The sequence below is a fragment of the Cupriavidus sp. DF5525 genome (assembly GCF_040149425.2).
Lineage (GTDB): Bacteria > Pseudomonadota > Gammaproteobacteria > Burkholderiales > Burkholderiaceae > Cupriavidus > Cupriavidus pickettii_A.
This window is the reverse complement of sequence record NZ_CP168267.1, coordinates 24,110-46,698: the sequence shown is the minus strand read 5'-3', so window position 1 is coordinate 46,698 and position 22,589 is coordinate 24,110. Positions and strand designations below refer to the sequence as shown.

Here is a 22,589-nt window from a genome sequence, read left to right as displayed (position 1 = left end):
GCTCGGGCGACGCCACGACACCAAGCAATAGCCGTTCAGCGGCGGTAGTTCGCCTGGCCGCATCGGCCAGTTTCGGTCAGTGGTCAGGCATAGAGGTCCTGGCTGCCGCTCATGGAGAGAATGGATACTCCTTGCTTGTGGCCGCGTGGAAGACAGTCGGTGAACCCACCCGCTCAAGACGGTGATAAGCGGCTACCCGAATCAACTGCGCACCGGTACGATGCTGAATCGGGAGACACCCTGGGTTGCAGCCATCTCGGCCGCCAGTGAAGCCGGCGATAGGGCGCGCGCCTTGTCCGGCGCGACCAGGCTGACTCGCCACACGGCCTGGTTGTCGGCAAACGTGATGGTCAGGCTGTCGTGCAGTACGCGATAGCCGCGGGACTTTGCCCTGTCGATCAGTAGATCGAAGTCAGGCGCTTCTCCGGGTTGGAAAGTCAGCGATACATCAAATGTCATGCGGCCCGGAAGCCTGGCCTCCAGCCGGTGCAACAGGGACATCGAGCCCACGGAGAGCACGGCGAGCAGCAACCCGGCGGCATAGAAACCAACGCCTAGCAAAACCCCTATGGCCGAGGCAGCCCAGATCGATGCCGCGGTCGTGAGGCCGCGGATGCTCATGCCGTCCTTCATGATGACCCCCGCGCAAAGGAAGCCGACGCCGGTGACGACTCCCTGGACGATACGGGTCGGGTCTGCCTGGGCGTGCGCTGAAGCACCGCCGTACCACAGCGCCGGGTAGCCGACGAACACAGTCAATGCCGTCGACGCCATGCAGACGAGGCCATAAGTGCGCATACCAGCGGCCCGACCGTTGTACGAGCGCTCGTAGCCAACCAGCATTCCCAGCAGCAACGCGCCCACCAGGTTCAACCCGATGAACGCGTTGGCGGCGAGATAGCTACCGCTCCAATAGTGCTGCAGATCTCCTAGCATAGGATTTCGCGATCAGGCGGCGAGCCAGGCATTCAGCGAGCGCAAGGTTTCCTCGCTCAGTTCCCCCGCCGCGGCGGCAAGCCGCAGACGGCCAAGGAGGTAGTCCAGGCGTGCCTGGACCAGGTCGAGCTCAGCGGCGAACACGCGCTGCTGCGCGTCCAGCACGTCGGGTTCCGTGCGGGTGCCGACGTCCCGGCCAAGCGTCGTCGCCGCGAGCGCGCTACGCGCCGAAGTCAGCGACTGCTCGAGTGCGGCGACGCGCGACACGCCCGTTTTCACCGAGAGGAATCCGTCCTGCACCTTCAGGCGCACGTCGCGCCGGGCGGCGGCAACCTCCTGCTCCGCCTGGCTCTTCCTCGCAACGGACTCCCGCTCGCGCGAATCCAGGCCGCCGCCCGCGTAAAGCGGAATGTTGAGCTGCAAGCCGACCGTCGCGCTTCGGGTGTTGCTGGCTGCAATCCAGGGAGCCAGGTTGCCGGATTGCCCTTGCGCGCCATAACGTGCCACGAGCGCGACGGTCGGGCGGCTGCTGACGCGGTACTTGTCGATCTCCGCGCCGGCAATGTCGAGCTCCGACTGCCTGGTCTTGACGAGGTAGCTCTGCTCTTCGCCCCTTGCCTGCCACGCCGTGAGATTGTCCGGTTCCGGCGGCTGCGGCGCGAAAGTGGGTGCCAGCGCGCTGAGTTGATCGGGTGGCGTGCCGACCGTTTCCTGGAATCGCGTGCGTCGTTGCTCCAGCGCGGACTGCGCCGTGACTTCGCGACTCTCTACACCATCCAGGCGCGCCTGGGCTTCATGAAGATCGGTGATCTTGCCCTGGCCGACGTCGAAGCGGGCCTTGGCGCGATCGCGTTGCTGCCGTAAGGCCGCCTTCTCGGCTTGCACCACACGGAGCGTTTCCTCGCCCAACACCACGCCAAAGTATGCCTCGGCCACCCGCAGGGCCAGATCCTGGCGAGACTGGTCGACCTGCGTCTGCGCCAGGTTTGATTGCTCCCGGAACTGTTTCCTCGTCGCTACCGCGGTCCGGTCGTACAGCGGCTGAACCAACAGCACGCCCGCCTGCCGCGCAGTTCCCGAACTATCGCTGAATACCAACGGCGCGACGTCGGCCGGCGGGTTGCCGGACGAACGATTGTTGATCCTGTCCAGTGCCGCCTGCAGGCTTACGCGGGGACGCAACAAGGCGTCGCCCTGCACTGCCTTCTCCCGCCCCGCCGTGAGCGCATCATTTGCAGCGAGGCTCGTTGGATCATGCGCCAATGCCTGCTGATAGGCCGCCACCAGGTCGATAGCGCCCGACTCGCCAGCGTTCAGGAAAAGCATGCAGCCCAAAGCCACTTGCCCGGCCCGCAGGGCCATGCTCAATCTATTCATCGAAATAACTCTCATCGTCACATTTGCGATCAGACGGTCGCAGGGCGCTTGGCCCGGTACCAGGTCGCATACAAGGCGGGAAGGAAGACGAGCGTCAGCACCGTGGCAACGGCGAGCCCTCCCATGATTGCCCACGCCATGGGGCCCCAGAACACGGAATGGGTAAGCGGCACCATCGCCAGAATCGCCGCTAAGGCAGTCAGCACGATGGGACGCAGCCGTCGCACCGCGGCCTCGACGATGGCGGTCCACAATGCGGCACCCGCGGCCACGTCCTGGTCGATCTGTACGACCAGGATCACCGAGTTGCGGATGATCATTCCGGCGAGGGCGATAACGCCCAACATGGCGACAAAACCAAATGGAATCCGGAACGCGGCCATGATGATGCTGACACCGATCAGCCCGAGCGGCGCTGTCAGCAAGACCATCGCCATCTTCCTCATATCCTGCAGTTGAAACATCAGCAGCAGGAGCACCGCGATGATCGTCACAGGCATCACCGCGAACACAGAATCCTGAGCCTTCGCACTCGATTCGTAAGCGCCACCGATCTCGATGCCATAGCCGAGCGGAAGTTCTTTTTCCAGTGCGTCGATCTTCGGCTGCAGTGCACGCGTGACGTCGGGTGCCTGCGCACCGGCGATATCGGCGCGAACCGTCAGCGTTGGCACGCGGTTGCGTCGCCACAGCTCGCTGTCCTCGCTCTCCAGCGTGAGTCGGGCCACCTGCGAGACCGGCACGAACTTGCCGTCGCGCACATAGATCTTTGCGTCCTTCAGGTTGTTCAGGTCCGTGCGTTCCGCCGCGACGAGGCGCGAGACCACGTCAATGCCCTGCTCTTCCTCGCGGTACTGGGTGATTGGCGTGCCCGACAGCGAAGCCTCAAGTGCCTCCTTGATCTGGCCTGAGCTGATACCCAGTGCACGCGCCTTGTCCTGGTCGACGTCGACCTGCAAGCGCTTGACGCGTTCGCCCCAGTCCTGGTTGACCTGGCGCACGTGCGGCTCTTCGCGCATGATTGCCGTCAGGTTCTGTCCGATTGCACGAACTTTGGCGTTGTCCTGCCCGTACACGCGGAACTGCACCGGGTAACCGACTGGCGGACCATTCTCCAGTCGATTGACGCGGCCCCGCACATTGGGGAATTTCTCGTCGAACAGCTTCTCGAGCTTCTCTTTCACCCGCTCCCGTGCTTCGCCGCCCTTCGTCATCACCAGCATCTCGCCCAGATTCAGATTGGGCGTCTGCACGTCGAGGGGCAGGTAGAATCGCGGCGCACCGTTGCCAACAAAGCTGGTCACCGCCGCAATGTCCGGATCGCCCTTTAGCAGGCCTTCCAGCTTCTGGACCTCGCGTTGACTCGCCTCGAACGTCGAAGCCTTCGGCATCCACAGGTCCACAATGAGTTCGGGCCGGTCAGACGCCGGAAAGAACTGCTGGGGTATTGCCTTGAACAGCAACAGTGAGCCGATGAAAGCGGCGACCGTGATGCCGAGCACCCACACGCGCTGCTTCAGGCAGAAGTCGATGAAGCGGCGGAACTTGACATAGAAGCCGCGCTGGTAGACCGCGTCCTCGTCATGCGACGCATTCGCATGCTCCTTCAGGAGCTTGAAGCCGATGTAAGGGGTAAAGAGGACGGCCACGATCCATGACAACACCAGCGAAATGCCCACCACCTGGAACAGGGAGTACACATACTCGCCCGTTCCCGACTTCGCAAAGCCGACCGGAAGAAATCCCGCCGCAGTAATCAGCGTCCCGGTGAGCATCGGGGAAGCCGTGGCGGTGTAGGCGTATGTGGCGGCGCGGAACTTGTCCCAGCCCTGCTCGAGTTTCAGCGCCATCATTTCGACGGCAATGATGGCGTCGTCCACCAACAGTCCGAGCGCAATGATCAGCGCGCCCAGCGAGATGCGCTGCAACTCGATGCCCATCACGTACATCGCCAGGAAGGTCATGGCCAGTACGAGCGGGATGCTGAGCGCGACGACCAGTCCGGTCCGGAAGCCCAGCGACAGGAAGCTGACGACGAGCACAATGATCACCGCCTCGGCCAGACTCTTCTTGAACTCGAATACGGAATGCTCGACGATACGCGGCTGGTCGCTGACCGCGTGGATCTGCACGCCCACCGGCAAGTTGGACTCGATGCGCTGGATCGTTTCATCCAGCTTTGCGCCCAGCCGAATCACGTCGCCGCCCTTGCGCATGCTCACCGCCAGTCCGATCGCCTCATTGCCGTTGAAGCGCATCCTCGAGGTGGCGGGCTCCACAAAGCCCCGGCGGACGTCGGCGATATCGCCGAGACGGAAGGTGCGCTGGCCGGCACGGATGCCGATGGCGCGGATTTTTTCGACCGAGTCAAACTCGCCACTGACAGCCAGCCGTACTTGTTCCGCGGTGGTTTGCACCGTCCCGCCCGATGTCACGGCATTGGTTTGTGCGAGCGTCGATGCGATCAGTGCCGGGTCGATTCCCAGCGAGGCGAGCTTGGCGGTAGAGACTTCGACATAGATCTTCTGTTCCTGCTTGCCTACCAGGTCGACCTTGTTGACGTCGCCGACACGAAGGAACTCATTACGCGCGGCGTCCGCAATCCGTCTCAGGTCGTCATAGTCGAAGCCATCGCCCGTGATGGCATAGAGATTACCGAATGTGTCGCCGAACTCGTCATTGAAGAACGGGCCTTGCGTGCCCTGTGGCAAGGTATGCCGGATGTCGCCCATCTTCTTGCGGACCTGGTACCACACATCCGGCACCGCGTCCGGTGATACATTCTCGCGCAGGTTGACCTTGACCTGCGTTTCGCCCGGCTTCACATAGGTGGACGTATAGTCGATCTCCGCCACCTCTTGCAGCTTGCGCTCGATCTTGTCGGTGACCTGGTCGGCCATCTGCTGGGCGGAGCTGCCCGGCCAGTACGCCTGCACAACCATGGTCTTGATCGTGAACTCGGGGTCTTCCTTCTGGCCCAGGCTGCCGTATGCGAGCGCGCCGGCCACTGACAACAGCAACAGCAGGAACGCGACCATCTGCTGGTGCTTCAGTGCCCATTCGGACAGGTTGATACCTTTCACTTCGCACCTCCCGCCTTGGCGACCGTTACCGTCTCGGCCACCTTCACCTGCTGGCCAGGCTGCAGCATGTGCACGCCGGCAGTGACCACGGTCTCTCCACCCGCCAGTCCCTCAACCACGATGACGCTGTCGTTCTGCGCCGCGCCCAGCTTGACTTCACGCGCGATCACCCGCGACGTCTTCGGGTCGACCACCCATACCTGGCGGCCACGATCATGATCGACGATGGCGGTCAGCGGCACGCGGACTACGCCGCTGCCGTCCACGTCGGGTGCGATCACCGACGCTGTCATGCCTAACCGCAGCTCCGGAACCGCCTCCTGAATGGAAATGCGTGCCGAGTACGTCCGGGTGACGCTGTCCGCGTCCGGCGCAAGCTCGCGGAGCTTCCCCGTCCAGGACTTGTCCGGCTGCGCCCACACCGTAATCGTCAGCGTCGGCGCCTTACGCAGTTCGTCGACGCGCGACTCCGGAATGCTGATCGAGACCTCGCGTTCGCCGTCGGCCGCGACGGTGGCGATCGTCTGCCCGGCTGAAACCACCTGGCCAGCTTCCGCGTTGATTGCGCTGACCACGCCATCGCGGTCTGCTACGAGCGTGGTGAACCCGCGCATGTTGGCATTCAGCTGCTGGCGCGCCTGTGCCGAACGCAGTTGTGCTTCCGCCTGGTTAAGCGCCAGCCGCTGCTGGTCCAGCTCGGCTTGCGAGGCAAAGTTCTGGGCGAGCAGTTGCTCGGTACGCTTGACGTCCACCCGCGCCTGGGCTACCCGGCTTCTTGCCGCGTCAGCCTCCGCACCCGCCGCGGCCACCTGCAACGTTTCCTGCGTGGGATCGAGCTGGAACAACGGCTGGCCGCGCTTGACATGGCTCCCGACTTCCACCATGCGCGCGACGATCTTGCCGGCTGTGCGGAATCCCAACTGACTTTCGTAGCGCGCACGAATCTCGCCTGAGTAGGTCGCACCGACCGACCCGGCGGTGCGTCCGGCGACGACTGTCCGCACTGGCCTCACGTCCTTGCGTTCGGGTTCCGGACCCGGTGTACACGCGGCCAGATGTGCCGCGATGATGGTAAGAGCTGCCGCTCGAAGGTTCCTGTTCAATTTCTGCGCTCCACTAAGGTCCGTCGCTCGCCTGCGAGTCATCAGCGATCCACGCCACCAAGCCGCTCTAACCGGACTCGTGCTGGCGTCATTGACGGCAGGCCTGTTCGGGCTTTCGCCCTTCCTGAGAGCTCGAAGTCTACGTCATACTGACTTATTTGTCATGATGACGTACAATTTATTTTTGTGTGTGAGGATGGGTCGACGTTGAGGTCCCGGACCGCATGAGACGAAGAAAGCGCGCGCGCCGGAAGGATGTGGGCGCAACCACAATGGCTATACGTGAAGTGGTGCGACGGACATAGGCTGAAGACGCAGGAAGACCGGCGCGCGGCGTTGTCGACGCATTAACTATGAGGAGAGAACAGATCAATGACCCCGATGCAGACGCGATTCGCAGCGGAAACAGAACCGTGGAAGACTGGCGACCACCGTCAGCGCGTTGCCGCAAAGCGGCGGCAGCGTATGCGCTCGCTGTTGCTGAACAGTGCGATGCGCCTGATGCTGGCGAACAGCGCCTCGACGCCGTCCATCGACGACATCATCTCGGCAGCACGGGTTTCACGCGGAACGTTCTACAAGTACTTTCCGTCGTCTGACGCGATCGTGCGGGAGCTTGTCGGGAAGATGGCTGAACAGTGGGTGCGGGCGGCCGACCCCATTGTGCGCGACCATGACGACCCGGCCGAGCACATCGCCAGGGGAATACGGCTGGCGTCGATACTGACCGTACACCAACCGGGTGTGGCTGGCATCCTTGGCCGGCACGGATGGGCGGGCTACCACGCGCCGAATATGCTGGAGTTTGTCCGCAGGGACATAGAGGAGGGCGTTCGTCGCAATCGCTTCAAGCGCATGCCGATCGCCCTGGGCTTCAATATCGTTGCCGGCGCCGCAATGAGCGCGATGCAGAGCATGCTTGACACCGAATGTCGCGAAGATTTTTCGGAGCTCGCCGCTGCCGTGGCATTGCGCGCCCTGGGCGTGGAGGAATCAGCGGCCGATGCGATATCCAGGTCGCCGCTGCATGCGAGTGAAGCGCTGTTCGACGGCTTGCTCGCGGAAACGCTCAGCGATGTGCCGTAGCGCTGGCTACTAGTTGGAGGGCTCGGCCCTGGCGGCGAGCTTCTCCTGGGCCTTTTCGAGCAATGACTCCGGCGGAGCCACCAGCTTTGGCAAAGGCGCGGAGGTCAACCGTACCGCACTCGCCGCAGGCACGCCCAGCGACCGCAACACCGCCCGGGCAATCCGTTCGGGATAATCCCTGGCTGTTCTTCCCTTGGCCATGCGGTGAACGGCGATCAGCCCGGCGCCGGCCACCATGTCCAATGCAACGTCGGCCGAAGCCTCGTCAAAGGTGCCCGTCTTCAGGCCTTCCTTGATATCCGAGGGCAGGTATTCGTAGACGGCAGCACTCTTGCTGCCGACCAACAGCAGGCCCGTACCGGAAAGAAATTGCGCCACGACAGGATAGGAGCGCGCAAGGTGCAGGTATAAGCGCATACCCGTTGCAACCCGCAACGCCGGGTCTTCGATTTCGCCGACCACGCTCTCGATCATTTGCACCATGTCGTGACTGAGCGCGTCGCCGACAGCCGCCAGCAGATCCTCGTTTGTACGGAAGTAGTTGTAGAAGGAACCTTGCGAGACGCCAGCTGACGCGATGACTTCCGGGATCACGCTGGCTCCGACACCCCTTTGCGCAAAAACGATCATCGCGCTTTCAATGAGACGCTTGCGCATCCGTTCACGGCGTTCTGCGGCAACGCGAGGGCGATGGTCTTTGGGATCAGGAGCGGCAGGCATCTTCAGTTAGAGGACCTTATGTGACGAGGCGATTATATCAATACGCCGCTTCAACGCCGCCAACATGGCGTACGCCATGTTGGCGGCAGCGGCGCCCGTGCTCTTCTTATAACATACAACGCGTCATGATGACACATCAGTCATTTTGTGAAAGAATACGGAACTCATGAAAGATTCCGGTGCGCGCACGCGCTGCTTGCCTCACGCAACGAGGCCGATCATTTTCCCCAGGACACATGTGCATCAGAACCACGCCTCGCTGCCAGTTCCCATGCAGGCTCCGGACAAGCTGGTGGCATGCGAGCATTGCGACGCACTCCATACGCGCGCGGCGCTGAAACAGGACGAACGTGCCACGTGCCTGCGCTGCGGCGGCGCGCTGTATCGCGACAGTTCGCGAGCCTATCGCCGCTTGCTGCCGCTCGTGGTGACCGCCTTGATCCTGCTTCTGATTTCTAACGCGTACCCCATTGTCGCCATGGACCTCAAGGGCTCGCGCATGGAGACCACGCTATGGAGCGCGGTACAGGCACTCTACGCGGACGACATGGCGCCGGTGGCGATGCTCGTGTTCGCCACGACCATCCTGTTTCCGCTCGCCGAGTTGCTGATGATGTGCTACCTGCTCGTGCCGATGGCGCAGCGGCGCACGCCACCCGGGTTCGAGCGCATCTTGCGCGGCATTTGCCGGATGCGGCCGTGGGGCATGATCGAAGTGTTCATGATCGGCGTGCTGGTTACGGTGGTGAAGCTGTCGACCATAGCGCAGGTGGTGCCTGGCGTCGCGCTCTGGTCGTTCGGTGCCCTGGTGGTCGTACTGGCCATCATCCTGTCGTTCGACCCGCGTGAACTCTGGCACCACCTCGATGCGCACGATGCAGATGACGTACCGGCCCGCTCGCGGGATACCGCGTCATGACCGCGCCTCAGTCGCCCCACCCCACCGCCACCTCGCGCGGGCTGCTGTCGTGCCACACGTGCGACCGGCTCAGTCCGATGACGCTCGAGGCCGAACCGTGTCCGCGCTGCGGCACCGTACTGCATCATCGCAAGCCGGCCAGCCTGGCGCGCGCCTGGGCCTTCCTGCTGGCCGCCTACCTGCTGTATATCCCGGCCAATCTGCTGCCGATCATGGTGACGCAGTCAATTTTTGGCACGCAGCGCGACACCATCATGTCCGGCGTGATCTATCTGTGGTTGTCCGGCTCATTCATGCTGGCAATCGTGGTGCTGATCGCCAGCATCGTCGTCCCGTTGCAGAAGATGATGATCCTGACCTTGCTGCTGCTATCGGTGCGCCGCGGATCGACCTGGCGCATCCGCGAGCAGACCCGGCTCTACACCCTGGTCGAAGTCATCGGCCGGTGGTCCATGCTCGATATCTTCGTGATGGCACTGCTGGCATCGCTGGTGCGTGCAGGGGCGCTGGCCACGATTACGCCCGGTGCCGGAGCCCTGGCCTTTGCCTCGGTTGTCGTACTGACCATGCTCGCGTCACTGAGCTTTGATCCCCGTCTGCTGTGGGATGCGCTCGAGACCTCTCCTTCCTCCATCGAATTACAGCACTCCGATAATGCCCGAACACATTAACCATCCTCCACCAAACGGTATTCCACCGCCAGGACGCAAGCCCCGCGCGCGCTGGCTCCCCTCCCTCGTCTGGGTCATCCCGATCGTTGCCGCGGTGGTCGGACTCTCGCTGCTGATCAGCACGCTTGCGTCGCGCGGGCCCGAGATCACCGTCACATTCCGCACTGCCGAAGGCCTGACGCCAGGCAAGACCGCCGTGCGCTACAAGGACGTCGATATCGGACTGGTCAAGACGGCACGTCTGGCAGCGGACCGTTCGCATGTGATCGCGACGATTGCGCTGACCAAGGACGCCAGGAACTTCGCCGTGGCCGACACACGATTCTGGGTGGTACGGCCCCGTTTTGCCATGAGCGGCGTATCGGGACTGGAGACGCTGCTATCGGGCGCATATATCGGCGTGGATGCCGGCAAGTCGGGCGAGACCACGCACAGCTTCACCGGGCTCGAAAATCCGCCGGTCATCACCACCGACGCCTCCGGCAGGCAGTTCGTGCTGCGTGCGCAGGACCTGGGCTCGCTCGATATCGGCTCACCGGTCTACTATCGTCGCGTGCGGGTCGGCCATGTAGTGGCGTACCAGCTCGAACCGAACGGCCGCGATATCACGCTGCGCGTCTTCGTCAACAAGCCCTATGACAAGCTCGTTTCCGCCGATACGCGCTTCTGGCACGCCAGCGGTGTCGACCTCAAGCTCGACGCGAACGGGCTGAAGTTGTCCACGCAGTCGCTGGCCACCGTGATGCTTGGCGGCGTAGCCTTCCAGGCTCCGGACCACTCGACAGCGCATGCCCCGGCCGCCGAGAACACCCAGTACCTGCTGGCGGCGGACCAGTCCGAAGCCATGAAGGAACCGGACGAGCTCGCCCCCGCGCTGGCAGTGCTCAACTTCGATCAGTCCGTGCGCGGCCTGTCCCCCGGTGCGCCGGTCGATTTCCGCGGCGTGACCGTCGGCCAGGTACGCTCGATTGGCATCGAATACCAGCGTGACAAGAAGGCCTTCCGCCTGCCCGTGGTGGTGGAGCTCTATCCGTCTCGCATGGGCCTGCGCGAGAAGGACGTGGCTGACGACATGCGCAAGCGCGCCATCGTGCATAGCATGGTACAGCGCGGCATGCGCGCGCAGTTGCGCACCGGCAACCTGCTGACCGGCCAGATGTATGTGGCACTTGACTTCTTTCCGAAGGCGTCCTCGCCGGTTGATCTGGACCTGAACGCGTCGGTGCCTGAGCTGCCCACCACACCGGGCACCTTCGACGAGTTGCAGGCCAAGCTTGGCGACATCGTCACCAAGATCGGCAAGGTGCCGTTCGACCAGATCGGGCAGGACGCGCGCACGGCGATGGTGTCGATGAACAAAATGCTCGTCAAGGCGGACAAGCTCGTGGCACAGGTCAATGGCGATGTGGCGCCACAGGTGGTCGCCGCGCTGCAGGATATGCGCCGCACGCTCGCCACGGCCAATGACGCGCTGGCGCCCGACGCATCGCTGCAACAGGATACGCGTCGGATGATGCAGGAACTCACGCAAACAGCCGTCTCGCTGCGCATGCTCACCGATTATCTCGAGCGGCATCCCGAAGCGCTCCTGCAAGGCAAGAGGGAAGAGAAATGATGAAACGTCTGACGATGATCCTTACGCTGGCCGCCGCGGCCACGACCCTGATGATCGGCTGCGCGTCGCCCGAGGCGCGCTACTACACGCTGGCTGCCAGTCGCTCTGACGCCGCGCCGGCCGTGACCGGGCGAGCCAGCCGGAGCGGCGACCCGTTATGGATCGAAGTCACGCCGGTGCGCGTGCCGGAACGCCTGAACCGCATTCAGCTGGTGGTGCGTGACGGCAACGGCGGTGGCCTCAAGCTGTCCGACACTTCGCGCTGGACGTCGCCATTACCCAACGAACTGCGCGATGCGCTGTCGCAGCAGCTGCAGGCGAGCCTCGACGCGGTGGATGTCTACCAGCGCGGCCTGTCGGCGACGCAGCCGGCATTCCGCGTGACGACCGATGTGGTAGCCCTCGACGCCGACGTGGGCAAACGGGCAGCGGCGACCATCGCCTGGACCGTGCGGCGGCTGCCGGACGGCAAGGTCCTGAGCGGCCGCACCGAAGCAGAGGTGCCCGCGCCCGGGCAGGTGGAGGGCGTGGTGAAAGCGTATCGGGAGATCCTCGCGGCAACCGCGGCCGATATAGCAGTTGGCGTGCAATCGCTTAACCGCTAGACGCGAAACGCTTCGCACCTGGTGCCACCGCGCCACGTCTCGACGCTACCGGTTCCAGCCGACCGACGGTGGACGCCTGCTAGCTAAGGGGCCACCCGTTTTTCTGGTGCATACTCCAAGGTTCTGAGTGTCAGGCAACTGGAATGACGGACGATCGAACTACGGGGATTGAGCGGGCGGAGCTGTCGGCTGAACGGGGCGTTGCGCAATATCAGCGGCTGGCTTCGCTGCTGAGGTACCGCATCGCAAAGGGCGAGTATCCGCTCGGCATGCTGCTGCCGCCGATCACGCAGCTCGCGGCTGATCTGGGCGTGGCCGTCGTTACCGTCCGGCAGGCGTATGAGCTGCTTTCCAAGGAAGGGCTGATTCGTAGCCAGCGAGGCATCGGGACCCACGTGGCTGCCCTGCCGGCCGCCACGGGCGACCTCGAACTGGCGATCAACAATCCGTTCGCCGCGCCTGAGGCGCTCGCCTTTGAGGTACTCGAAGTCCGGCGCCGCACCAGGGTGCCGCCGGAACTGCTCGGAACGGGCGACCGGTCGGACGGCGAGTACGTCTGTGTCCGCAAGCTGCACACCTATTCCGGGGAGCCGTTCTGCTACGCGGAAATCTATGTGTTGACCCCGGTTTTCGACTCATTGCCCAAGGACACCGCCAGGAACAAAAAGCTTCTCGCCGCGCTGCTCGATGAACTGGGCTCGCGGGGCAAACGTGTGCGACAACGCATGACCGTGATGCCGGCGGATTTTCCCCTGTGCGACATGCTGAAAATCCCGTTCGCCACACCCGTCGCGAAGATGTCGCGACGTCTTCTTGATGGCAAAGGCAGCGTGCTCTACGCAGGCGTCACATGGTATCGGGGTGACCGCTACGTCTCCGAAATTGACATCCCCGCGTCAGCATTGAAGGCGGTGCCTGCCATTACCGAACCCCAACGCCGGGCTGCTGGCGAGCGCAAGCAAGGCTAAAGGCCCCCGTCGTTCAGCCTCTAGGGTAAACAAGGGGCAGAAAGATCGCCCCACAGAACCTAACATTCCAATATTAGAATTTTAGGCTATAGGCAGTGGCAGAGGCGTTGTGCATTCGTTTCGCGTCACCCGCGACCAGCCCGGGCGACTGCTGCCGTCGTGTGCCTATGCCCGGGTTACGGCGCACCTCTGCGCTGATGTGACTAAATCAAGTGAAAGGAGACGGCATGAGTAACTTCAAATTAACATCGCCTGAATTCAAGGATCAGGATCCGTTGCAACGGGTGCATGAGTTCGATGGCTACGACGGCACCGGCCAGAACCGTTCGCCCGCGCTGCAATGGCAGGGCGCGCCGGAAGGCACCAAGAGTTTCGCGCTGACGCTGTACGACCCGGACGCGCCCACCGGCAGTGGCTTCTGGCACTGGATCCTGTTCGACATCCATTCGTCCGTCACCCAACTCGCCGCAGGCCTGGGCTCCAGCGACGGCAGTGACCGGGGCGCAAGCGGCACTCAGGTCGCCAACGACTACGGCGACATCGGCTACGGCGGTCCCTGCCCGCCCAAGGGCTTGCCCCCGCACCGCTACATCTTCACCGTGCACGCGCTGGGCGTGCCCGAGCTGGGATTGCCGGCCAACCCGACCAACGCTGTGGTGCGCTTTTTCATCTCCCAGAACACGCTCGCCACAGCTACCCTGGCCGGCCTCTACAAACGCTAGATGTCGCGGCTGTCCCTAGGGTAAACAAGGGGCAGAAAAAACCTTCCTCAGCCCCTAAACTTCCAACATTAGAACTTTAGGAGTATCCAGTGACATGCAGCCCGGCAGCGGTTAGCCAGGCTTCACAGTTTCGCTGGACGCTGCTATTCCTCCGGCGCGTTGCCGCCGTAGCTCTGAGTTTCCCGCCGGACCGGCGTGCCTCTTCTGCCTCATCAAAGGACGGCTTCCTTCCACTGATTCATATCCTCTAACAAACGGAGACAACTCATGACTGCAAAAATTCTTACGCAGCCCACCACGTCCACCGGCGCCAAGCTGCCGCTGCCCGCCCTGCCGCAGGACAAGCTCCTGACCGTCAACATCGAACAGATCCCGCTGATCAAGGATGTCTTTCCGGGCATCCACATCAAGCCGCTGCGCCTGGACCCGGAGCGCGGAGAGTGGGTCTTCATGGCCATCGTGGAACCCGGTTGTTCCCTGCCGATTCACTACCACACCGGGACGGCGCAGGTGTGGACGATCCAGGGCTGCTGGAAGTATCGCGAGTACCCCGACCAGCCGCAGACGGCCGGCTCCTACCTGTACGAGCCCGGCGGCTCGGTGCACACCTTCTACACCCCCGAGGACAACACCGAGGACACCATCACCATCGCCTGGATCGAAGGCGCGCAAGTGAGCTTCAACGAGGACGGCACGTTCCACTCGCTCAATGACGCGCTCTCGATCCAGTACGCGATCCAGACTCTCGCGGCGGCGCGCGGCATCGGTCCGGTGCCCTACGTCCGCGGCAACGGCGCCGACGTTATCGAGGGATAAAAAGCGACTGACACCAAGGCAGGCCGCTCGTCGGCCTGCGCGGTGCCGTTCCTCTGCTCCTTACAGGCCAGCGTGTACGACACCGATCAGTTCAATCAGTGACGATCCATCAATCCGCGAGATTGAGAGAGTGCAAGATGAGAATGATCAAAGCCGAGAGGATGTCGATACTGCCGATGCTGATGTTGCTCGTGATGCTGGCGACGCCGCTAGCCGCAAGAGCGTGGGAGCGTGGCAAGGTTGAGACATTCGCCACGTTGCCCGCTGGTGAGGCGCATCCCGAGGGGATCACCGTGGACCGCGAGGGCAACGTCTACGTCGTCACGGTGGCGGCGAACAAACCCAGGACGAGCGAGGGCACGCTACTTGTGTTCGACCCGCGGGGCAAGCACCTGCGCACTGTCACCATCAAGGGCTCGAGCAGATTGTTGCTTGACCTCGGCTTCCATCCCCGGACGGGCCAGTTGCTTGTCGTCGACTACAAGGGCGCGAAGGTCCTGAGCGTCGATCCCAGGACGGGTGCCTCCTCAGTGTTCATGACGGTCACCGGCAAGAACCCCGGTCTCGACGGGTTGACGTTCGACCCCGCCGGAAACGTCTACGTGACCGACGCCCACCAGGGCATCATCTGGAAAGTCGGACCCGATGGCGGCGAAGCGTCGGCATGGGTCACCACCCCGCTGCTGAAGCCCACGCGGATACCGCCGACCATCGGCGCCAATGGCCTGGCGTTCAACAACAAGAAGACGGCCTTGTTCGTTGCCAATACGGCGAACGACATCGTTGTCAGGATACCGCTGACCGGCCCGACGCTCGAGCCCGGCACGCCTGAAGTCTTCGTCAACCGGATCGGCGGCGGACCCGACGGCCTGATCATCGACGAGCATGACAACCTCTGGATCGCGTGCAACCAGTCCAACGAGATTCTCGTGCTCGAGCCGACGCAGGGCCGGGTGATTGCCAAGCTCGGCGATTTCGGTGGCATCGATCGCAACGGGACGCCGATCGGCTTTCTCTGGTCGAACAGCCTCGTCTTCCATGGCGACGACATTCTGGTCACCAACCTCTCGCTCGATGTCGAGACTGCCCTTTCGCAGCTCAGTGACGAGCTTGGCCTGGCGCATCTCGTGCCCAGGAATCTGCGCACCATCGATGGGCCGTGGGCGCGCCAGGTGAAGACCCACACCATCTCGAAAATCAAGAGGCCGATACCAGAACGTCTTGCGCTCGACCGCGGTCCACGTCAACAAGATCCTGTTCGCTGACCGCACGACGCACGACACCGATCGACAAATGCTTGCAGCCGATGATGGTGGACGAATTCAACTGTAGCGAATCCAGCCGGAGCCCGACCGATGACCGATGCGTTGTTGCAAGCCCGATGTCGCGGCCGATCGGCACGGAACGGTGGCCTCCGGGCCAGCCGTCATACATTGCCCCAACGGGATGAAAAGGATATGAACAAAGAGGAGACAACGGGGCCGCTGGCCGGCGTGAAAGTCGTCGACATCACGTCAGTATTCATGGGGCCTTCTGCTACCCAGATGCTGGCTGACCTGGGCGCCGACGTGATCAAGGTCGAGGCTCCTAGCGGAGATAGTACGCGCGGCATAGGTCCCTGCGGCGATGAAAAGATGGGCCCGCTATTCCTGGGCCTGAATCGCAACAAGCGCAGCATCGTGCTTGACCTGAAAGCGCCCGAGGGGCGGGAGGCCCTGCTTTGCCTGGTACGGGATGCCGACGTGCTGGCCTACAACGTGCGCCCGCAGGCCATGCAGCGGCTGGGGCTGGACTATGAAACGCTGTCGGCCATCAATCCGCGCCTGGTCTATGTCGGCATGTTCGGCTTTTCGCAGCGGGGACGCTACGCGCCACAGGCTGCCTTCGATGACCTGATCCAGGCCGCAACCGGCCTGCCGCTGGCCGTTTCGCTGGGCAGCGGCGACAGTCCCCGGTATCTGCCCATCACCATCGCGGATCGCTCGGTGGGGCTCTATGCTTTCGGCGTGATCTGTGCCGCCCTGTATTCGCGCATGAGCACCGGCAAGGGCCAGCGCGTTGATGTCCCGATGTTCGAGACCATGGTTCCCTATGTGATGGGAGACCACCTGTATGGCGAGACCTTCGTCCCGCCAAAGGGCGGCTTCGGCTATCCGCGCCTGCTCTCGCCCGAGCGGCGCCCGTACCAGACGAAGGACGGACATGTCTGCTGCCTGATCTATCACGATCATCATTGGCGGGCCTTCCTCCGGGTCATTGGCAAGCCGGAGTTGTACGACACCGATCCGCGCTTCGCCAACATCAACACCCGCACCGCCAACATCACCGAGCTGTACGCCATGGTCAGCGACGAAATGGCCAGGCGCAGCACCGAGGAATGGCGCACCCTGCTCAAGGAAGCCGATGTTCCGGTCTTTCCGATGCACACGTTCGAGTCGCTGCTGGACGATCCCCATTTGCAGGACATCGGTTTCTTCAGCGAATCGGACCACCCGGCCGTCGGGCGTATCCGGGAGATGGCCGTGCCCAGCGAATGGCATGGCACCCCACCGACAAGCCGCCGCCATGCACCCGGCCTGGGTGAGCACAGCCGTGAGGTACTGCGTGAGGCCGGCTATGACGACGCCGCCATCGATGCGCTGTACGCGTCGGGCATCTTAGGGGATGGGCCGAAAGCGCGCCACGCCAAAGGAGAAACCAGCCATGAGTGAAGAATTGCTGAGCGAGGTCCGGGGCGCAGTGCTCTACCTGACCATCAACCGCCCGGAGCGCCGTAATGCCATCACGCCGGGAGTGGTGCAGGGACTTCGCGACGGCATCGTGCGCGCCGATCGCGATGCCGACATCCGCGCCGTGGTCATTACCGGAATGGGCGAGCAGGCGTTCTGCGCCGGCGCCGATCTGCAGACCGGCAAATCCTTTGCCTTCGATTACGCCGAGCCCTACCTGGGGATGGCGGACCTTTTCCGCTGCGCCAGGCAGTCGACGGTGCCGCTGATCGCCCGTGTCAACGGCGCCTGCATGGCGGGCGGCATGGGGCTGATGGCGATGTGCGATCTGGCGATCGCCAGCGAAGGCGCCCGCTTCGGCCTGCCGGAGGTCAAGCTGGGCTTGTTCCCGGCGCAAGTCCTGAGCGTGCTGCAGCACCTGGTGCCACGTCGCACGCTCACCGAATTGTGCCTGTGCGGCGAGCCACTGTCCGCGAGGGAAGCGCTGGCCGCAGGACTCGTCAACGATGTCAGCGACGATCTCGACGCCAGGCTGGACTTGCTGCTGACCCGCCTGCTGAACAATTCGCCCGCCGCCATCCGTCGGGGGCTGTACACGCTCAAGCATATGGAAACCATGTCGTTCGAGCAGTCCATGGCGTTCACGGAAAGCCAGATCGGGCTGTTTGCACTGACCGAGGACGCGCGCGAAGGCCAGCTGGCATTCCGCGAGAAGCGCCAGCCCAAGTGGACTGGCAGATAGGGAGATGGGAATGGACGTGAAAACGGTACGCATTGGCGGGGCTTCCGGGTTCTGGGGCGACAGCAGCGTTGGCGCGCCACAGCTTGTGCGTCACGGCGATATCGACTACCTGGTGTTCGACTACCTGGCCGAACTGACCATGTCGATTCTCGCCGCCGCCCGATTGCGCAAGCCGGAACTGGGTTACGCCACCGATTTCGTGACGGTGACAATGAAGGCCCTGCTCGGAGAGATTGCCGAGCGCGGGATCCGCGTGGTCAGCAATGCCGGCGGCATGAACCCGCACGGGTGTGCGCAGGCCATTGCCGCGCTGGCCGCGGAACAGGGCCTGACGCTGCGCATCGCCGTGGTGGAAGGCGATGACGTGATGCCCCGGCTTCCACAGCTGCGCGAAGCCGGTGTGCAGGACATGCAGAAAGGCCGCCCCCTGCCGGAGAAGGTGGTCAGCGCCAACGCGTACCTGGGGGCCTTGCCGATCAAACAGGCGCTGGACCAGGGCGCCCAGGTCGTCATCACCGGACGCTGCGTAGACAGTGCCGTGACGCTCGGCGTGCTGATGCACGAGTTCGGCTGGCAGGCGGACGACTATGACCGCCTGGCCCAAGGCAGTCTGGCCGGCCACATCATCGAGTGCGGGTGCCAGGCCACGGGAGGCTTGCATACCGACTGGGAAAGCGTCCCGGACTGGCACGACATCGGCTATCCGGTGGTCGAGTGCCGTGCCGACGGCACCTTCCTGGTCGGCAAGCCGCCCGCCACCGGGGGACTGGTCAATACCGCCACGGTCGGCGAGCAGGTGCTGTACGAGATCGGCGACCCGGCCACCTACCTGCTGCCAGACGTCACCTGCGATTTCACGCAGGTAACCCTTCGGCAGGCCGCACCGGACCTGGTGGAAGTCAGCGGCGCGCGCGGGCGGGCTCCGGGCAATGCCTACAAAGTCTGTGCCACCTATGTCGACGGCTTTCGCTGCAATGCGCAGCTTTCCATCGTCGGCGTCGACGCGGTCGCCAAGGCGGAACGCACGGCGCAGGCGATCCTTGCCCGCACGCGCAAGCTGTTCGGGGAGAACGGGTGGGGAGACTACAGTCGCACCCGGATCGAGGTGCTCGGAGCGGAGTCCTGCTTTGGGCCACATGCCGCCGTCCGGCACACCCGCGAGGCGGTGATGCGGCTGGCGGTGATGCATCCCGAGAAGGCGGCGCTGGAACTGTTCGCGCGGGAAATTGCCGCGGCGGGGACCAGTTGGGCGCCGGGCACGACGGGCTCGGCTGGCGGGCGTTCCAGTCCCTCGCCATCGATTCGCCAGTATGCATTCCTGCTCGACAAGAGCGCCCTGACCCCGGCGGTGGTGATGGATGGCGTACGCAGCGGCGTGGCCGTTCCTTCGGGCGGTCAGGCGGTACCCGTCGCGCCGGTGGCACCTTCACTCGCGGAAGCGACAGGCACGGGCCCGGCAGAAAGCGATACCGTCGAAGTTCCGCTGATCCGTCTTGCCTATGGCCGCAGCGGCGACAAAGGGGATACCTCGAACATCGGGCTGATCGCCCGCCGGCCGGCGTACCTGCCCGTGCTCCGGGCCGAAGTGACGGTGGCGCGCGTGGCGGACTGGCTTGGGTACCTGGTGAAGGGGCCGGTGACATGCTACGACCTGCCCGGCTTCGACGCCATGAACTTTGTCTGCGAGTCGGCCCTGGATGGCGGCGGCATGGCGTCGCTGCGCAATGATCCGCTCGGCAAGGGCATGGCGCAGATCCTCCTTACCATGCCGGTGCGCGTGCCGCGGGAGTTGTTGTCATGACGAGCAATGCGTCCAACGCCGCTGCCAACGAGGGCGTCATCCTCGCCGACGACGGCATCGGCGGCGTGACGCGATATCGACAACTGGCCAGCGTCATCCGGCACAAGATCGTTTCGGGCGAGTACCCGGTGGGCATGCAGCTGCCAACCGTGGACAGCCTCGCGCAAACCTACGGGATCGCCAAGGTCACCGTGCGCCAGGCTTTTGCCGCGCTGACGGAAGAGGGGCTGGTCAACAGCCAGCGCGGTCGTGGCACCCACGTCATGAAGCAGCCGCCAGCACCCGGAGAAGGCCTGCGCTCCGCCATCAATGACGAATCGGCCCATGGCAGCGAGCTGGAAATTCGCATCCTGGAAATGCGCGAGGGCGTGACGCTGCGGCCGGGGCTGGCCCGCCGCGGCACGCCGCTGGACAGCTATGTGATGGTCCGCAAACTGCATTTGCATGGCGGCACGCCATTCTGCCTGATCGAAGTGTATGTGGCCTCGTCAGTCTTTGCCCGCTTTCCCCTCGGTGGCGAAAAGCACCACAAGCTCGGTCACCTGCTGCGCCAGGTCGAAGGCGATCGCCTTGGCATGATGCAGCAGACCATGACGGTTGAGCCGGCCGACTATATCCTGGCACGCGACCTCGCTTATGGCTTCGGGGCGCCAATCGCCAGAATCGTCCGGTCGACGCTGGACGTCGACGGCAATGTGCTGCTGGCAGGGGAGTTCTGGTATCGCGGCGACCGGTTCATCCTGGATGTGGAGATGCCAGCCAAGCTGACCGAGCACTACCCCGCGCTCGCCATCCCCGACAGCCGTCGCTGAGCGCGACAGACTTCACCATTCAAGCGAGGAGACATCCGAATGACATCATCCTTTGTACGGAGGGCCACTGACGTGCCCGCGTACGCACCGGCCAACCATACGGGAACGGCGAACCAGCGCATCATCGGCAAGGAGACTGTCGGCGCGCGCCGGCTCGAGGTCCTGCTGGGCACGATTTCGCGGGGCCACGGCGCATTGCCGCATGCACACCCGGACCTCGAGCAGGCGTCGCTCCTGCTCGCCGGCGAGGGTCTCGGCGAACTACCGGGAAAGCAGCGCATCTTGCGCGCGGGGGACTGGAGCTTCAATGCGGCCGGCGTCTTCCATCGCTTCGAGGTCATCAGCGACGAACCGGTACGGGTGATGGTGGTCTACGCGCCGCCGTACAGCGAGAACCCGAACGCAGCAGTGACCGCGACCGGCCCGGACGACCCGCGCCTTCAGGCCGGTGCCGCCGATGTCCGCGACGTTCCCGCCAGCACCGAACCGATCGAGCTGCCGCACTACCGTGGCGCGCTCGCCAGGCCGGTCATCACAGGCCAGACCGTCGATTCCCGCTTTCTCGACATCTACATGGTCGAACTTGATCCCGATGGCGGCGCCGAGCCGCACAGGCTTGGCGAGACCGAGCAGGTGCTCTTCGTGCGTGGCGGCACGATTCACGGTCGCATCGAAGGCGAGCGTTTTGCCGCCGGGAGTGGGGAGTGGGTCTACGTACCCGACGGTGCGGAGCTCAGCCTCGAATCGGCGGACGGGACGTGCGAGCTGATTGTCATTCGCGCACACGATCCGCTGTCCTGACGCAAGCTCGGCCAAGTCAATCCATCAGATCCCGAGATGCGGGAGGAGACAAGATGATCCAGCGATTTCCCCGGCGACGCATGCTCGCCCTGCTGTCCGGACTGGCCGCTGCTTCCGCGGCCCCGCAATTGGTGTGGGCAGCGGGCCTGAACGAGTATCCGGACAAACCGATCCGTGTCGTGGTGCCGTTCCCTGCAGGCAGTGGCACGGACAACATCGCGCGCTACATCGCGCGGACCATCACTGCCCAGACCGGACAGTCCGTCGTCGTGGAAAATCGCCCCGGTGCCAACGGGTTCATCGCGGCCACGGCGGTCGCGACCGCGCCCGGAGATGGCTACACGATGCTCATCACGACAAATACCACCCACGCGGCCAATGCGTCCCTGTTCAGGAAGCTGCCCTATGATCCCATCAAGGACTACGCGCCGGTGTCGCTGATCGCCAGGAGCGGATTGGTCCTGGTGGTGCCATCCGACAGCCCGGTGCAGAAGGTGTCAGAACTGACCACGTTGGCGAAATACCGGCAAGGCAAGATGACCTTCGCCAGCGGCAGTTCCTCCACCCGGGTCGCCAGTGAGCTCTACAAGATGATGAGCGGCGCACCGGCACTGCATGTGCCCTACAAGGGCGTGCCGCAGGGCCTGACCGACTTGATGGGCCACCAGGTCGACTTCATGATTTCCGACATCAATCCGGCCCTCCCCCTGATCCAGAACGGCAAGCTGCGCGCAGTCGCCGTGACCACGTCCAGGCGCCATCCCCTGCTCGGCAATGTCCCGACCATGGCGGAAAGCGGCCTGCCAGGGTATGAGATGACGGCCTGGGTTGCTGCCTTCTTCCCTGCCAATACGCCAAAGCCGATCGTCGCGCGCATGAGCCAGCTGATTCGACAGGGGCTGACGAGCCCGGCGGCTACCGAACACTTCAGCCGGACAGGAGGCCAACCCTCCCCATCGACGCCAGACGAGCTGGCAGCGTTCGTGCGCGGCGAGACCGTGAAATGGGCTGAGGTGATCAAGGCCGCCGGCATCCAGCCGGAATGACCTGCGCCGTCGGCGGCCAGCCTCTTTCCTCCCCAGG

At 63.8% G+C, this 22,589-nt stretch carries 20 protein-coding genes; 15 read left to right on the top strand and 5 right to left on the bottom strand.

Translation table 11 applies throughout. The features are described from left to right. Nucleotides 1-201: 201 nt before the first annotated feature. The 4 genes from ABNX08_RS34520 to ABNX08_RS34505 are packed head-to-tail and all read right to left on the bottom strand — an operon-like array spanning nucleotide 202 to nucleotide 6,499. Nucleotides 202-936, bottom strand: coding sequence for an MgtC/SapB family protein (locus tag ABNX08_RS34520; protein WP_349608458.1), 735 nt, complete (start codon nucleotides 934-936; stop codon nucleotides 202-204). 12 nt (nucleotides 937-948) lie between these two features. Then, nucleotides 949-2,313: a TolC family outer membrane protein gene (locus ABNX08_RS34515; RefSeq protein WP_349608456.1), complete on the bottom strand. Its 1,365-nt coding sequence runs from the start codon at nucleotides 2,311-2,313 to the stop codon at nucleotides 949-951. Between the two features lie 29 nt (nucleotides 2,314-2,342). Further along, on the bottom strand, nucleotides 2,343-5,396 hold the full coding sequence (locus ABNX08_RS34510; protein ID WP_349608454.1) for an efflux RND transporter permease subunit: 3,054 nt from the start codon (nucleotides 5,394-5,396) through the stop codon (nucleotides 2,343-2,345). Continuing rightward, nucleotides 5,393-6,499, bottom strand: coding sequence for an efflux RND transporter periplasmic adaptor subunit (locus ABNX08_RS34505; RefSeq protein WP_374063778.1), 1,107 nt, complete (start codon nucleotides 6,497-6,499; stop codon nucleotides 5,393-5,395). Before ABNX08_RS34505 ends, ABNX08_RS34510 begins: the two co-directional genes overlap by 4 nt. A gap of 372 nt (nucleotides 6,500-6,871) precedes the next feature. On the opposite strand from ABNX08_RS34505, the gene ABNX08_RS34500 reads away from it, so the two are divergent. Then, complete coding sequence (locus ABNX08_RS34500) at nucleotides 6,872-7,585, top strand: TetR/AcrR family transcriptional regulator (protein WP_349608450.1); 714 nt, start codon at nucleotides 6,872-6,874, stop codon at nucleotides 7,583-7,585. Nucleotides 7,586-7,594: 9 nt separating this feature from the next. Here the strand turns inward: ABNX08_RS34500 and ABNX08_RS34495 are convergent, their stop codons facing one another. Further along, nucleotides 7,595-8,242 carry a TetR/AcrR family transcriptional regulator gene (locus ABNX08_RS34495; RefSeq protein WP_349608448.1) on the bottom strand — a complete coding sequence of 216 codons (648 nt, stop codon included), beginning with the start codon at nucleotides 8,240-8,242 and terminating at the stop codon, nucleotides 7,595-7,597. Nucleotides 8,243-8,576: 334 nt separating this feature from the next. Here ABNX08_RS34495 and ABNX08_RS34490 point away from each other — a divergent pair, with 334 nt between their 5' ends. The 14 genes from ABNX08_RS34490 to ABNX08_RS34425 all read left to right on the top strand — a co-directional run bounded on the left by ABNX08_RS34490 (nucleotide 8,577) and on the right by ABNX08_RS34425 (nucleotide 22,552). Beyond that, entirely contained in the window at nucleotides 8,577-9,224 is a 648-nt protein-coding gene (locus ABNX08_RS34490; protein ID WP_349608447.1) for a paraquat-inducible protein A, read from the top strand. After that, on the top strand, nucleotides 9,221-9,895 hold the full coding sequence (locus ABNX08_RS34485; RefSeq protein ID WP_349608445.1) for a paraquat-inducible protein A: 675 nt from the start codon (nucleotides 9,221-9,223) through the stop codon (nucleotides 9,893-9,895). The genes ABNX08_RS34490 and ABNX08_RS34485 overlap by 4 nt, the downstream gene beginning before the upstream one ends. Beyond that, a complete protein-coding gene (locus ABNX08_RS34480; protein ID WP_349608443.1) occupies nucleotides 9,879-11,510 on the top strand; it encodes an MlaD family protein in 1,632 nt (543 codons plus the stop codon). The genes ABNX08_RS34485 and ABNX08_RS34480 overlap by 17 nt, the downstream gene beginning before the upstream one ends. Further along, a complete protein-coding gene (locus ABNX08_RS34475; RefSeq protein ID WP_349608441.1) occupies nucleotides 11,507-12,115 on the top strand; it encodes a PqiC family protein in 609 nt (202 codons plus the stop codon). The genes ABNX08_RS34480 and ABNX08_RS34475 overlap by 4 nt, the downstream gene beginning before the upstream one ends. A gap of 143 nt (nucleotides 12,116-12,258) precedes the next feature. Next, nucleotides 12,259-13,083 carry a GntR family transcriptional regulator gene (locus tag ABNX08_RS34470; RefSeq protein ID WP_349608439.1) on the top strand — a complete coding sequence of 275 codons (825 nt, stop codon included), beginning with the start codon at nucleotides 12,259-12,261 and terminating at the stop codon, nucleotides 13,081-13,083. 227 nt (nucleotides 13,084-13,310) lie between these two features. Beyond that, complete coding sequence (locus ABNX08_RS34465; protein ID WP_349608437.1) at nucleotides 13,311-13,805, top strand: YbhB/YbcL family Raf kinase inhibitor-like protein; 495 nt, start codon at nucleotides 13,311-13,313, stop codon at nucleotides 13,803-13,805. 267 nt (nucleotides 13,806-14,072) lie between these two features. After that, on the top strand, nucleotides 14,073-14,621 hold the full coding sequence (locus ABNX08_RS34460) for a 2,4'-dihydroxyacetophenone dioxygenase family protein (protein ID WP_349608435.1): 549 nt from the start codon (nucleotides 14,073-14,075) through the stop codon (nucleotides 14,619-14,621). A gap of 143 nt (nucleotides 14,622-14,764) precedes the next feature. After that, nucleotides 14,765-15,886, top strand: a complete 1,122-nt coding sequence (locus ABNX08_RS34455; protein WP_349608433.1) for an SMP-30/gluconolactonase/LRE family protein — start codon at nucleotides 14,765-14,767, stop codon at nucleotides 15,884-15,886. Nucleotides 15,887-16,078: 192 nt separating this feature from the next. Further along, complete coding sequence (locus tag ABNX08_RS34450; protein ID WP_349608545.1) at nucleotides 16,079-17,332, top strand: CoA transferase; 1,254 nt, start codon at nucleotides 16,079-16,081, stop codon at nucleotides 17,330-17,332. After that, complete coding sequence (locus ABNX08_RS34445) at nucleotides 17,325-18,092, top strand: enoyl-CoA hydratase/isomerase family protein (RefSeq protein ID WP_349608431.1); 768 nt, start codon at nucleotides 17,325-17,327, stop codon at nucleotides 18,090-18,092. The genes ABNX08_RS34450 and ABNX08_RS34445 overlap by 8 nt, the downstream gene beginning before the upstream one ends. Before the next feature lie 10 nt (nucleotides 18,093-18,102). Continuing rightward, nucleotides 18,103-19,893 carry an acyclic terpene utilization AtuA family protein gene (locus ABNX08_RS34440; protein WP_349608429.1) on the top strand — a complete coding sequence of 597 codons (1,791 nt, stop codon included), beginning with the start codon at nucleotides 18,103-18,105 and terminating at the stop codon, nucleotides 19,891-19,893. After that, nucleotides 19,890-20,705 (top strand): GntR family transcriptional regulator, encoded by an 816-nt coding sequence (locus tag ABNX08_RS34435; protein WP_349608427.1) that lies wholly within the window; start codon nucleotides 19,890-19,892, stop codon nucleotides 20,703-20,705. Before ABNX08_RS34440 ends, ABNX08_RS34435 begins: the two co-directional genes overlap by 4 nt. Nucleotides 20,706-20,744: 39 nt before the next feature. After that, on the top strand, nucleotides 20,745-21,506 hold the full coding sequence (locus tag ABNX08_RS34430; protein WP_349608425.1) for a cupin domain-containing protein: 762 nt from the start codon (nucleotides 20,745-20,747) through the stop codon (nucleotides 21,504-21,506). Nucleotides 21,507-21,559: 53 nt separating this feature from the next. After that, a complete protein-coding gene (locus tag ABNX08_RS34425; RefSeq protein ID WP_349608423.1) occupies nucleotides 21,560-22,552 on the top strand; it encodes a tripartite tricarboxylate transporter substrate binding protein in 993 nt (330 codons plus the stop codon). Nucleotides 22,553-22,589: the final 37 nt, after the last annotated feature.